Genomic DNA, 12,024 nt, shown 5'->3' with positions numbered 1-12,024 from the left:
GCTTGCGCATCGAGGCTCGGCGCGGGGTGCCGCATTGGGAGCAGCGTGCGTCCTGGATGGTGTCGGTGCCCTGACGCGGGCCGGTGATGAGCAGGCCGCGGACGGCGAACCCGACGGCGACGTCTGAGGGGCGGCGACGGCGCGTCGGCGATTTGGCGGCCCCTGCACCGAGACTCCGGCGGAGCGTCCGTCACCGTCGCATGATCGTGAGGCAGCGCGTCGAGGCGATGGCAGCGACCTGACATAGAGGCGAGGTGTCCTCCTGCTGTCCCGGAGGACGCCACAGGGCCCCTCCCGGCCGGGAGGGGCCCCTGCCGTGCGCTGACCAGTCAGGCGGCGGCGCCGGCCTCACCGTCGGCGGCGGCGCCGGCCGCCAGCGCCGCGCGCGCCTGCAGCAGGCTGCGGACGAGCGCCTCGTGCACGGCCTCGAGGCCCGACACCACCTTGCCGGCCCCCGTGCGCACCGTCTGGGCTGCCTTGAGCGTCTCGGCCAGCAGTGCGAGCTGCGCCTGCGCCTCCGCGAGCCGCCGGTCGGCTTCGGCAGCGGCGGCGCCGTCGCCCTCCAGCGCCGCGTCGCGCTGCACCCGCAGGGCGACAAGCAGGGCAGCTGCCTGCACGACCGCGCCCTGGGCCGCGAACCGGCATCCGACATCTCCCCGCGTCCGTCACGTTGATGACTTTCGGTGCCGGACGACGCCCCACAATCGGTCTTCGCCTACCGAGTAGCAGCCGTGGAAGTGCCTGACGCCATGGAGCTTGTGGTGGTTCGCCGGCAACCGCGCCGGCTTGGTCTTGGGTACCCAGCCGGTGCCATGGTGTGGGCGGATCGCCAGTGGGCCGAACTCGTCGAACGCGAACACCCGGTCCGGAACTGCTCGATCACGTCTTCGATGCGTGCCAGTTTGGCCTCGCGGTCGGGATCGGTGGACTCCTTCCACGTCTTGGTGTGCTGGAAGCTGATCTGATGCTTGTGCAGTAACTGGCGTAGTCGTTCCCGCCCGACCTGCACGATGCGGGCCGGGTTGGCCGCCAGGAATTCGGCCAGCTTGCGAAGACTCCAGCAGGTGAACGGACGCCCGAGCTTGGTCGGGCGGGTGTAGGCCGTCGCGACGATGAACGCCTCATCGTCAGGGGTGATCCGGGGACGGCCACCCGCCCACCGAGGGTCCAGACTGGCCATCCCCATCTCGTTGAATCGATGGATCACCTGCCGCACCGAGTCCTCATCAGCATGGACCAACCGCGCGATCACCGGGACACTGTTCCCGCCCGCCGAGGCCGGCACCACCATCGCCCGCCGCAGCCGAACCGCCGAACCCGTGCCGCGACGCACGATCCGCTGAAGCCGCTGACCCTCTTGGTCACTCAACTGCCGTACTCGAACTGGATCTGCCATCGCCTGAGCGTGCCCTGCAATCACCACCACAACCGGCGTGTCCCAAACACCACCAACGTTTGCGGTCAGGGCACTAGATGGCCGACCCCTATACCACTACAGGTCAAGAAGCACCTCAAACGCCGCATCCGACAAACTGCAGGCTTGTAACATCGCAAGATCACCAGAGACGACGCACCTCTCACCCCAACCCGTGCTCCGGACGCACTAGGGTTAAACAATGTCTATCTGGGACGGCGCCACGGCGCGTGGCCAGAAGGAGACTCGCCTGTCCGCGCAAGATCGACTTGACGGGCCGGAATGTGAGGTCGTCCCGGTACTCAGGGGAATCCTCATTTCCGCCTGCCAGCTTACCGATGCTGCTTACGGCGTGGTGCTGTTGGCGGATTCCGATAGACATGTCACCAATGCCATCAATGCGAGGATTACTGAGCACCAGTTGAGCGTGCCGGCGGACCTGCCCGGGATGGACGCGTTCTTCGCGGCCCTCCTGGCGGCGCCACAGCCGCTGGTGCTGAACGACATGCACTCACGTCGCGCCGATTACAGCATCCCGTCGGCCCACCCGGACGTGACCAGCCTGGCCGGGTCCCCTGTTCACCCGCGGGAGGGCCCACCCGGATACCTGTACCTGGCACTCGAACACAAGGACAAGGATTTCTCGCCCGATGATGTACGCACCATCGTCACCCTCGCGGCCACTGACGGACTTGTCGTAGACACTCTCCGCCACGTCACCGACCGGCCCGGCCGGCTCCGATGGATCGACGCCATTACGGAGCTGATTCGCCTGTTGCACGGTGACGTCGGGCGAAAGGAAGGCCTCCAGAGCATTGCCGACCTGCTGAGGGAGGCCGCTGGTGCCGACACCAGTGTGACTGTTCTGGCCGATCGGGCCGAGGAGGGGCAAGTGATTGTCGAAGCTGCCTCTGGGCTTGGCGCGCACCTGATGTCCGGGACGCACCTACCCCGTGCCCGGTTTTGCTCCGAAGTCATGGACTCCGGACAGCCGATCGTCAGCGAAGACGTCACCAAGACCGTCCAGTTCACCCCACCCGCCGAATGGGTAGAGACGCTGTCGGTCCTCGGCCCGGGGCTCATCATCCCGCTGGCCACTCTGAGTGAGTCGCTGGGCGCGATGTTCATCTCGTGGCGGCGCGACTCGCCAAAAGCCCGCCACGCCACCCGCATGGCGTCGTTGGCGATCCCGTTCGCGCAAGCGGCCGCGCTCGTGCTCCAGCGCTACGAGGCCCAGCAGCTCCGGATCCGCAAGCAACGATGGATGGACGCGAGCGGGCAGATGGCCCGCCTGCTGATCGACCAGGTCGACCGCGACGAGGCGATGGACCTGGTGATCCACCAGCTCCGCAAGGTGTCCGGCGCCGACTTCGGCGGGATCATGCTCGTAGACCCCACCGACTCGACCGTCCTGCGGGTCGTGGGCTTTCAAGGACCCGGCATTCCGCCCGTGTCCGCCGATACCTGGATCCCGCGAAGCGGCCTCGTCGCACGCGTGATGCGGACCGGCCGACGGATCGTCAGTGACGATTATCCCCATCAGGAGGGCCACCACCCTCCCGCGGAGTGGCGGGAAGCCCTCTCGACGATCGGCCTCGGCATGGCCGTACCGCTCATCGTGGCCGATGAGGATGACGTCCTGGGAGTGTTGTTCGCCGGCTGGCGGCGCGATTCGCCCGACGAGCGGATGGCCACGGACGAGGTACAGGAGGTGCAGACATTCGCCGACCTGGCCGCCCTCGCCCTCCAACGCGTGCGGGCTCAAGACAACCGGGAGCAGCTGCATCTGCTCGAGGATCACGTGCAGATCGCTCACAACCTCCATGACGCTGTGCTACAACGCCTGTTCGCGGTGGGCCTCCGACTGCAAAGTGCCTCCGCCGTGAGCACCGAGCCGCCTATTCGCCATCGCGTTCAGCAAGCGATCAGCGACCTCGACGAGACGACCGAGCAAGTCCGCCAGACGATCGAACACCTCGCACGCGACGGGTCAGACGAACGGTGAACCCCTTCGTGGAACAGTGTCGTGATCCGTATGCCGCGACCGCATGCGCACCCAAGGCCGACACGCTCGCAACGTCGGCCGTGCGACGTCGATGCCGCCGGCGGTGGACGCAGCGCTCACCGCCGGTGCAGGCCCACCCATCGCAACAGAAGTTGGTCTCCGACGGCGATGTCGCCGGAGGTGATGGCGGCGCGCAGGCTTGCAGCGACTGGAAGCTCGACAGGGTCGGCGAACGTGATCTCCCGATGCCGGACGCCTACGGGCACGGACTTCATCGGCATCGTCGGGCACTTGGCCAACGTCGAGATCGGCTACTTCGGAGACATCTTCGCCCGTGAATGGCCGACCCTCCACGAGCGGATCTCGGAGCGGGAATATGACACCGACTCACAGGCCGACTTGTACGCGACTGAGCATGAAACGTGCCGCAGCATCATCAACCTGTATCGGCGGGCGTGGAGCTTCGCCGACGAGACCTTCGCGGACCCGCCTCTTGACGGCCGCACTGTCCGATTGGCACCGCGGCTCGAATACTTCGATGAGGTGCCGATGAACGGCTCACCCGTGTTGATGGCCAAGGCCCTGCGAACGTGCGCCGGATGTGCCGCCTCATGAATGCGTTGCCCGGCAAAGCGTTCCAGCCGCATCGTGCGATTCAGTTCTGACACTCCGACAGTCAACAACCCTGGTTGCGGTAGCCTCCTCCAGTTGCTCGAGTCGGTCAGCGCCGACCAGGTGGATGCGGTCTATGTCAGTCACGGCCACCCCGACCACTGCGCCGATCTGAACCAGCTGCTGCGGGCGCGGGCGCTCCGTGAGACCCGCCGCCGGCCCTGCCCGTCCACACGTTGCCCGGTGTCCTTGATGCCGTGCTCGCGCTGGACTTGCCGGGGGGATGTTGGCCGACGCGCTGGTGCTGCACGGGTTTCAGGCCGGCGAGGAGTTCCGCATCGGGCCATCGAGTGTCGACCAGGGGGCTACCGCACTGGCTGCCCAACGCGGGAGAACGGCTGACCGCGGCGGGGACGACGCTCGCCTACACCGGTGACACCGGGCCAGATCCGGAGGTGGTCGCACTCGCCCGCGACGTCGACGTGCTACTAGCCGAGGCGACTCATGTGGAGGTTGTTCCCCCCGACTCGGCTGATCGAGGGAGCGCGATTGGCAAGATCGCCTGAGATGCGGAACGCCTCGAACCCATGGTCCTGGTAATCCGGGCCATCAGCAGCCCGCGCCGTGTCGCGAGCCGACGTGCTGATGATCGACCAATGGGCCCGGGTCAGTGCGCGGAAACGCGTCTGAGTGTCGTCAGGTGACTCGGCCCCACCACCCTCAGATTGCCGACCACAGGCTCTCCCTGGCTAGAATCCGTGTGCAGACCGGAAACCTTCTAATGCGGTATCGATGGCCGTCCGTATCGACAGATCGCTAGTATCCAGTCCGTTCTCAACGGCGACCAGCCATACTACTTCCTCACCGCCGATCGCGCGTCGAGCGATGATGTGTGCACCGCGGTGGGCGTCGATCGCAACCTGGCCCTGGGCGAGCGTGGTCGACGCGAGACGTTCTCGCGCGAGTGCTGGCAGCCTGTTGGCGTGGTGGATGCAGAAGACCGATAGGCGCGGCCAGCTGGGCAGATCCGACGCATCGGGTGTGAGAGCGGTCACCGACATCGTGCTCCGACGAGAGTCCCAGTCGATGCGGACGATTCGCTCCCAACCCAGCCGCGTCCACATCTCGCGGTCTCGCCTGTACATCGCATGTGTGCTCGCAACGATGTCGGCACCGCACTCGGTACTCGCACGAAGCAGCAGTCGCTCTCCAGCAGCAAGGGCCAGCGCCGGGCCGACAGCGCTCTCGGAGCGGTGCCGGCCCCAGACCTGTTGACACCACCTCAACGCTGTCCGCACTCGCAACCACACCCTGCGTCCGGGCATGGGCACCATTCGGCACCTCCCTCATCGGTGTCGCCAAGTTGCCATCTCGAATGACACGTGTGATAGGCACCGGTCGTTCATGCACACGGCTTAAGCAGCACATGTTTCTCGACGTCAACCAGCCAACGTTCAAGGAAGTGTCATAAGAAGTTCACCGGTACCTGTTGCAACCAGCAGAGTCGCAGTGGCCGGCCAAGACGGTTCTGGAGACTGCTCTGAACGAAAGATGACCGAGCATCTGGGCCTTGAGAAGCACGGCACCCACTTGGCGAGTCGGGGCAACATCCGTAACGAGCGCACCCCCAGCGTGGGTCACGGGCGCGAGGATCAGGACTGGATTGCCTCGGAGTCTCGTGCAGCATGGCTGAGCCCAACCCCCGCCAGATGCTCGATGTCAGCGGCGTGCTCGCCCTGACCATCGACAGCTGACTACATGGCACGCGAAACCCGACGGCGAGCCGGGTGAGCATGCGCTCGGACGGTCCCGGGGTGGGCTCACACGGCGGACGGCCACCAGCCTTCAACGCCGACCTGTACAAGAACCGCAACACCGTCGAACGCGGCTTCGGACGTATCAAGCAATGGCGCGGCATCGCCAGCCGCTACGACAAGTACGCCATCACCTACCTCAGCGGCGTCACCCTCGCAGCCATCGTCCTCAACCACCGCAACCAGATTTAGGAGACACGACCTAGCCACGTGGAACGCCGAGCGCGCCGAGCGCGAAGACCTGTTGGCCCGCCACTGGTCGCCTCAGGTGACCTACGTTGACCCGCTCGCGGAAGCCGGCGGTCGTGCCGCGATCAGTGGCCTCATCGACGCTGTGCAGGCGCAGTTCCCCGGTTTCGTTTTCAGCCGGGTCTCCGAGGTGGATGCCCACCACCGGCAGCTCCGGTTCTCCTGGGGGCTCGGACCCGACGGCGAGGAGCCGGTGGTCATCGGCTTCGACGTCATCGTCCTCGACGAGGACGGCAGAATCCAGGACGTCCGCGGGTTCCTCGACAAGGTGCCGGCATGAGCACGGGACGTGGGTACGCCGTGTGGCACTTCCGCAGCGTCGATTTCGGACCCGAGATCAGACGCTACATGGAGCGCATCGAGTCCACCTTCGAGCCCTTCGGTGGGGAATGGATCGTGCACGGCACCCACCCGGAGGTCCTGGAGGGACCGTGGTCAGCCGACCTGGTGATCATCGGCTTTCCATCAATCACCGCAGCCCGGGACTGGTACGCCTCACCCGCCTATCAGGACATCCTCGAACTGCGAGTCAACCACGCCGACTCCCAGGTCGTGCTCCTCGAGGGCGTGCCGCAGGGATACCAGGCCGCGGAAACCATCGCCAAGCTGGTCGTCGGCTGACCGGACAAGGTCGCCGGGCCGTCCAACGGACGGCCCGGCGATCGTGGAGGCAGCGGCAAAGTCGGCCCTGGCGAGCCTCTTGAACTGTCGGGCGACCCTGGGTGGCCGGGTCAGTGGCCGGCCGCGGGCAGACTGTTCGGTGGGGTCTTCTTGGCCGGCTGCCCTCAGCTCACGGCCATGTCGCGCAGTGCCTTGATGTAGCCCAGGCTGTAGGCCCAACCAGTACGCGAGTCGCCGACCATCTGGGGTACGTGGTCCGCGATCAGGATGCCGTCGAAGTCGAGCGCCACCAGCGTACGCATCAGGGTGCGCATGTCCGCATAGCCGTCGTCGACGAAGGTCTCGGTGAACGTCGGCAGTGGCGCGCTCACGTTTCGGAAGTGGACCTTCCACAGCTTGCCCAGAGCCGCGAAGGCTCGCGCCGCGTCGGCAACCGGCTTTCCCATCCGGTCGCCGCCTTCGAGCCATGTCCCCATGCACAGACAGACCCCGACGTTCGGGCTGTCCGCGATCTCAAGCGCGCGTACGTATCCGTCGTATGTCCCCAGTACGCAGCGCGGGACGCCGCCGAGCTCGACGGCCGGCGGGTCGTCGGGATGCATGCCGATCCGGACGCCGACCTCTTCGGCGACCGGTGCGACCTGGCGGATGAAGTACGTGTAGTTGTCCCACAGCTCGTCCTCGGAGTAGCGACGGCCATGGGTGAGCGGTGGAACGAACTCCTCGCCGACCCAGTAGCCGTGTGCCGTGTCGAGGTCGACGTGCCGGGCCGAGGCGTCACCCCGTGTCGAGTCGCGTGCCGAGCTCCAGATCCCGTTGCCCATGTGGGCGTACGTCGTGTAGTCGATGCCCAGCCGTCCGAGCGAGCGGAGGTACTCCTTGTACTGCGCGATCTTCTCGTCCCGGCCCGGCAGGTTGAGCGTCACCTCCGGCATGTTGTGCACATGGGTGTTGCCGATGTTGGCGAGCGTGAGACCGGCGGCTTCGACGCGTGCCTTGACTGTCGCGAACAGGTCGTACGTGCCACCTGTCGTGCTCACGCTCACGTAGTCGACGCCGAGCTGTCGGGCGAACGTCAGGTCGTCGTCGGTGAAGTCGGACCGCAGCTGCATCGAGATCTTCATGCCGTTCCTCCGATCGACTGCCCGGACAGCGTGCCAGCCGCCACGATACTGAAGACGAGGCCGCGGCCCGGCATCTCGACAAGGAACGGCCACCGCGACGACGTACTCCCTTCGCCGACAGGCCACAGGTCCATGCCTCTGCCGCCGACCAGCTCAACCCGGATCGACAACCACGTACGGGCCACGATCAACTACCTCCACGCACAGCAAATGGCCAGCCACAACCCCTACTGAACGGCACACGTCTCCTGGCGGCAAGGACCGGTCCCGCCGCCGTGCACGTACAGCTGTACACCTGCGATGGCTCACCCACACACCGACACCCCCAAGCGTGAGCTGGTGTGCGACCTGGGGCCTGGGTTCGCGCTACTGTCTATGACCGCCACTCCTGCTGACAACAACGTGCATAGGCTGGCGACATGATCACCGGTGTCCACACGCTCATCTACTCCGACGACGCTCCGGCCACCCGGGCGTTTCTTCGTGACGTGCTTGGCTGGTCGAGCGTGGTGCACGAGGAGTCCGGCCAAGACTGGCTGATCTTCAAGACCGGTTCGAGCGAGCTGGGGGTACACCCCACCGCTGGCAAGCAGTCGGACGGAGAGTCCTGGTCCTCCCCGAGACACCACTCAGTCTCGCTCATCTGCGACGACGTGCAACGCACGAGGGCGGAGCTGGAGTCGAAGGGGGCGGCGTTCAGCGGCGGCATCGAGGACTACGGCTTCGGCCTCACCACGATGATGCAGGTGCCTGGGGCCGACGACATCATGATCTACCAGCCGAGCCATCCGACGGCGTACGACCTCTGACACAACGGGGACGGTTAGCGTCTGCTCATCGGCGCCACCCGGTCGCCACGTCCAGCCGGCCAGGATCTGACGCCATACCCTGGCACGCTGCCGGCGGCGATACAGTCCGTAGGCGCGACCGGCCGGCGGCCCGGGCTTGACCGATCCCAGTCATCTGGTCACACGGCCTCGCTCTTGGCTCAGGCTGGGGTGTACCACTGATCTTGGACAGGGACTCCTGACCGGAGAGGATGGCGTTCACGTCCGAGAAGCGCCGGAAGTTCAGGGCGCAGTTCAGGGCTGAGGTGGTGCAGATGGTGGACGCTGCAGTAGCTGAGCGCTATGTCCGGTTGCGCCACGCGTAGGTCGTCGTCTTCCTGTTCTTCCAGCGCCACTTGGTCCAAGGTTCGCCCCCACCGGCCTGAAGTAGGCCACCGGAAAGGACACGGCACATGGACGCGTCGACGCCGCATCACGCCGATCGGGCCGAGCGACACCGTCTCTCTCGTCGTGGCGTCATCAAGTACGGCGGCGCCGTCGTTGCGATGGCCGGCCTCGGAACAAGGCTGTCGATCCCTGCCGAGGCCCGTGCGGCCGACTCGGAATCAGGCACGCTGGTCATCTACGACATGCAACACCTCTACTCGCTGGATCTCACCGACCAGGCGCAGGCCCGATCGGCGTACGACGAGATGCATTTCGTCGCGACGCTGCAGGGGATCGTGAACCGGGACGAACCGCGGCTGTACGTGAAGTTCTCCTACCATGACGATTTCGGCGCCGCCGACATCGACGGTTTCTGGCTGAACTATCTGCAGCAGCCGGGCCAGTTCCTCACGGGCCGGCCCACGCGGAACGCGGCCGACCTGGACGATCTTGTGCGCACGTTCCGCCCGTACCTGCATGGCGCGGTGGTGTGGGACCCGCGGGTGGCGGCGACGTCCAATGTGGCGTCCACGGTGGCCGGTGTCGAGGATCTCGTCGCCATCCGCTACGACACCAGCCCAGGCTCCCTCTACTCGCGCTATGTGACGACACCGGCGACCCCGACCGTGCACCTTCCGGTCCAACGATGGCTGCTCCAACCCAACGGTTCGCCCCTGTTCACCGGAGCTGGCACGATCCCCGGCACGAAGCTGCAGAGCACGGGCAGCGCGAAATGTGACGCGTACATGTGGGCGAAGGTCCGCTATCTCGACACCAGGCGCTGCGATCCAGGACAGCTCGGCTATTACCTGGACGCCTACTGGCTCACGAACCCGACCTTCGGGCTGCCGGTGGCGATGGTCACCAACCACGACTATCTGGTGGCACGCAGGGGCTTCGTCGTCGACCTCGGCCCCTGGGATGACGAGCAGCCCTCGGACGACCCGACTCAACCCCCTGGCACGGACCGAGCGACCTGGCAGGCGATCCTGGCCTCCGCCTACCGCGGCACCGGCGGCCAGATGACGGCAGTTCACGGCTTCGTCCCCTGGCAGTACAAATACGGCTCTGCTCCGCACAACCCCGTCGGTGCAGAGTGGGAGAGCGCCGAGCTCTTCTCCGCCTACAACGCCTACCTCGACGCCGACGCGCCGGGTGAGGTCGGCGGTATGGCGAACGCATCGATATACGTGCACACGCCGCTGAAGCCCTCGTACCCGCAACGCCCGGCACCGACCGTGCGCCAACTACAAGACCGTGGTCTTGTGGCTCCCGACGGATCGGTCGTGCCGAAGCGCTACGTCATGTTCTACGTCTCCGACTACGACTCGGCGGCCTGGATCTACCACGCTGTGCCACGGTTCTGGCGCGACCCGAACCGAGGAGAGGTTCCATTGAGTTGGGCCTTCAACCCCAACCTCTCCGACCGCATCGCCCCCGCCTTCACCTACACCCGAGCCACCCAGACCGACAACGACGTATTCATTGCCGGCGACTCGGGTGCCGGCTATCTCAACCCCAGCATGCTGGAGACCCCAAGGCCGTACTCGGGCCTCCCGTCGGGCCTCGCCGCCTGGCAACGGCACTGCTCCCGGTACTACCACCTCTGGGACATCACCGTCACGGGATTCGTCATCGACGGCAACGCGCCCGCGATGAGTGCGGAAGCCCGGCAGATCTACGCGCGGTTCTCCACCAACGGTTTCGCCGAGCAGTCCGGACCCACCCTCGGCGTCATCGGCACCACGCCGTACCTGCAAGGCGCACAGGACGGGTCGCTGGAGAGCATCCTCACCGGCGACACCACGCGAGCACCGTACCTGCCGGAATTCCACGTCTACCGCAACACCCTGCAGTCACCGACCTGGTACAAGCAGGCCGCCGACCGGATCCACTCCTCGCTTCCTGACGCCGAGGTCGCCTTCGTCGACGCGCTGACGTTCTTCGCCCTACTCCGTCAGCACCTCTACGACCAGGTGATTGCAACCGTCGGGGCGAGTTTCGTGGCGGTCGTCCCCGGACAGTCCGTAGCGGTCACCCTCGAGCTCACCAGCTACCGCCCGACCGCGACCACAGGCTCGGTCTCCATCACCGCGCCATCCGGTTGGACGGCCAGCCCCGCCGCCGTGCCGTTCAACCTCGATGCGGAAGGACAAACTCAGATCACGATCGATGTGCAAGCCCCCGCAGGGCTTCCACTCGGCGAGCGGCACGACCTCGCCGCTGTCGTGACCGTTGGCGGGGCCTCACGCAGCTACGGATTCCAGACACGCACCTCTTCCGCCGCGACGGGCAGCGCAACAATCTCCACGACCCTGGCTGCGGCCAACGTCGACGACGGCCTCAGCCAGGTTGAGGTCTCGGGCGATGGCCGTACCCAGGAGGTCACCGTCGCCGGTGAAACAGGTCGACGGATGGTCGAGGTGGTCCCTGCGGATCTCAACGTGTACTTCGGCGTCGACAACAGCGTCGCCAATGACGGACAGTTCCAGGCCACCTTCACTGTCGACTACTACGACGAGCACACCTACGACTGGGTCCTGCAGTACGACTCGAACAACCCCGCTGGCACTCTGGGCGGCGCATACACCACGGCTGGCACGGTGACCAATGCCGACACCGGCACCTGGAAGACCGCTACATTCACCGTCGACGACGCCCGATTCGCAGGTCGCGAGAACGGCGCGACGGACTTCCGGATCTTCTCCTCCGCCGGGCCGATCACGATTCATCGGGTTACGGTCGTCGTATCCGGCGTCGGCGTCTCCTCTCCGCAGCACTGACGGCCCCGGCTTCGACTGGGAGACATGCCACCGCAAGCCCCTACCATTTCGCGGTATTCCCTCCCGCCCGATCGTCGATTCGAGCGGGAGATGGCGCACTGGGTTGGCCGTTCCGGAGCCGGACGTGCTGTTGACCGAGCCGTCGTTGGGCGATAACTTTCGGCAAATAGGTCTCTACCAATTGTCGC

General features: G+C 66.0%; 12 protein-coding genes and 1 pseudogene. 8 read left to right on the top strand and 5 right to left on the bottom strand.

From position 1 onward, the window contains the following. Positions 1 to 329: 329 nt before the first annotated feature. Together F4554_RS25380 and F4554_RS25375 are read right to left on the bottom strand one after the other, a co-directional pair. Entirely contained in the window at positions 330 to 617 is a 288-nt protein-coding gene (locus F4554_RS25380; protein ID WP_179789906.1) for a hypothetical protein, read from the bottom strand. Between the two features lie 98 nt (positions 618 to 715). Further along, entirely contained in the window at positions 716 to 1,396 is a 681-nt protein-coding gene (locus F4554_RS25375; protein ID WP_344291878.1) for a helix-turn-helix domain-containing protein, read from the bottom strand. Positions 1,397 to 1,616: 220 nt separating this feature from the next. On the opposite strand from F4554_RS25375, the gene F4554_RS25370 reads away from it, so the two are divergent. After that, positions 1,617 to 3,419, top strand: a complete 1,803-nt coding sequence (locus F4554_RS25370; RefSeq protein ID WP_179789905.1) for a GAF domain-containing protein — start codon at positions 1,617 to 1,619, stop codon at positions 3,417 to 3,419. A 116-nt stretch (positions 3,420 to 3,535) separates the two neighbouring features. On the opposite strand, the gene F4554_RS32635 is transcribed toward F4554_RS25370, so the two are convergent. Then, positions 3,536 to 3,694 (bottom strand): hypothetical protein, encoded by a 159-nt coding sequence (locus tag F4554_RS32635; RefSeq protein ID WP_238341401.1) that lies wholly within the window; start codon positions 3,692 to 3,694, stop codon positions 3,536 to 3,538. Between the two features lie 16 nt (positions 3,695 to 3,710). On the opposite strand from F4554_RS32635, the gene F4554_RS25365 reads away from it, so the two are divergent. Together F4554_RS25365 and F4554_RS34145 are read left to right on the top strand one after the other, a co-directional pair. Continuing rightward, positions 3,711 to 4,034, top strand: coding sequence for a mycothiol transferase (locus tag F4554_RS25365; RefSeq protein ID WP_238341400.1), 324 nt, complete (start codon positions 3,711 to 3,713; stop codon positions 4,032 to 4,034). Next, complete coding sequence (locus F4554_RS34145; RefSeq protein WP_420360735.1) at positions 4,035 to 4,433, top strand: MBL fold metallo-hydrolase; 399 nt, start codon at positions 4,035 to 4,037, stop codon at positions 4,431 to 4,433. Between the two features lie 347 nt (positions 4,434 to 4,780). Here the strand turns inward: F4554_RS34145 and F4554_RS25355 are convergent, their stop codons facing one another. Continuing rightward, on the bottom strand, positions 4,781 to 5,086 hold the full coding sequence (locus F4554_RS25355) for a hypothetical protein (protein ID WP_179789903.1): 306 nt from the start codon (positions 5,084 to 5,086) through the stop codon (positions 4,781 to 4,783). Positions 5,087 to 5,848: 762 nt separating this feature from the next. On the opposite strand from F4554_RS25355, the pseudogene F4554_RS25350 reads away from it, so the two are divergent. From F4554_RS25350 to F4554_RS25340, 3 genes and pseudogenes are all read left to right on the top strand, one after another. After that, positions 5,849 to 6,037: pseudogene (locus F4554_RS25350) on the top strand (transposase); the annotation flags it as partial. 76 nt (positions 6,038 to 6,113) lie between these two features. Next, positions 6,114 to 6,374, top strand: a complete 261-nt coding sequence (locus F4554_RS25345) for a nuclear transport factor 2 family protein (protein WP_420360734.1) — start codon at positions 6,114 to 6,116, stop codon at positions 6,372 to 6,374. Next, on the top strand, positions 6,371 to 6,715 hold the full coding sequence (locus F4554_RS25340; RefSeq protein WP_179789902.1) for a DUF1330 domain-containing protein: 345 nt from the start codon (positions 6,371 to 6,373) through the stop codon (positions 6,713 to 6,715). Before F4554_RS25345 ends, F4554_RS25340 begins: the two co-directional genes overlap by 4 nt. Before the next feature lie 164 nt (positions 6,716 to 6,879). Here the strand turns inward: F4554_RS25340 and F4554_RS25335 are convergent, their stop codons facing one another. Then, positions 6,880 to 7,839: a mannonate dehydratase gene (locus tag F4554_RS25335; RefSeq protein ID WP_179789901.1), complete on the bottom strand. Its 960-nt coding sequence runs from the start codon at positions 7,837 to 7,839 to the stop codon at positions 6,880 to 6,882. A 419-nt stretch (positions 7,840 to 8,258) separates the two neighbouring features. Between F4554_RS25335 and F4554_RS25330 the strand changes: the two genes are divergently transcribed. Together F4554_RS25330 and F4554_RS25325 are read left to right on the top strand one after the other, a co-directional pair. After that, positions 8,259 to 8,648, top strand: coding sequence for a VOC family protein (locus F4554_RS25330; protein ID WP_179789900.1), 390 nt, complete (start codon positions 8,259 to 8,261; stop codon positions 8,646 to 8,648). A 431-nt stretch (positions 8,649 to 9,079) separates the two neighbouring features. After that, positions 9,080 to 11,836, top strand: a complete 2,757-nt coding sequence (locus F4554_RS25325; protein WP_179789899.1) for an NEW3 domain-containing protein — start codon at positions 9,080 to 9,082, stop codon at positions 11,834 to 11,836. The last annotated feature ends 188 nt before the right edge of the window (positions 11,837 to 12,024 follow it).

Origin of the sequence: Actinopolymorpha rutila (assembly GCF_013407855.1) — a bacterium.
GTDB classification, from domain to species: Bacteria; Actinomycetota; Actinomycetes; order Propionibacteriales; family Actinopolymorphaceae; genus Actinopolymorpha; species Actinopolymorpha rutila.
The sequence above is the reverse complement of the archived record's forward strand: the minus strand, read 5'-3'. Positions and strand labels throughout refer to the sequence as shown.

What these genes read in the sequence shown, in the direction of transcription:
- F4554_RS25330 (WP_179789900.1), top strand. Translation starts at nt 8,259, where the DNA reads ATGATCACCGGTGTCCACACGCTCATCTACTCCGACGACGCTCCGGCC.
- F4554_RS25325 (WP_179789899.1), top strand. Translation starts at nt 9,080, where the DNA reads ATGGACGCGTCGACGCCGCATCACGCCGATCGGGCCGAGCGACACCGT.
- F4554_RS25335 (WP_179789901.1), bottom strand. Translation starts at nt 7,839, where the DNA reads ATGAAGATCTCGATGCAGCTGCGGTCCGACTTCACCGACGACGACCTG.
- F4554_RS25340 (WP_179789902.1), top strand. Translation starts at nt 6,371, where the DNA reads ATGAGCACGGGACGTGGGTACGCCGTGTGGCACTTCCGCAGCGTCGAT.
- F4554_RS25375 (WP_344291878.1), bottom strand. Translation starts at nt 1,396, where the DNA reads ATGGCAGATCCAGTTCGAGTACGGCAGTTGAGTGACCAAGAGGGTCAG.
- F4554_RS34145 (WP_420360735.1), top strand. Translation starts at nt 4,035, where the DNA reads ATGCGTTGCCCGGCAAAGCGTTCCAGCCGCATCGTGCGATTCAGTTCT.
- F4554_RS32635 (WP_238341401.1), bottom strand. Translation starts at nt 3,694, where the DNA reads ATGAAGTCCGTGCCCGTAGGCGTCCGGCATCGGGAGATCACGTTCGCC.
- F4554_RS25370 (WP_179789905.1), top strand. Translation starts at nt 1,617, where the DNA reads ATGTCTATCTGGGACGGCGCCACGGCGCGTGGCCAGAAGGAGACTCGC.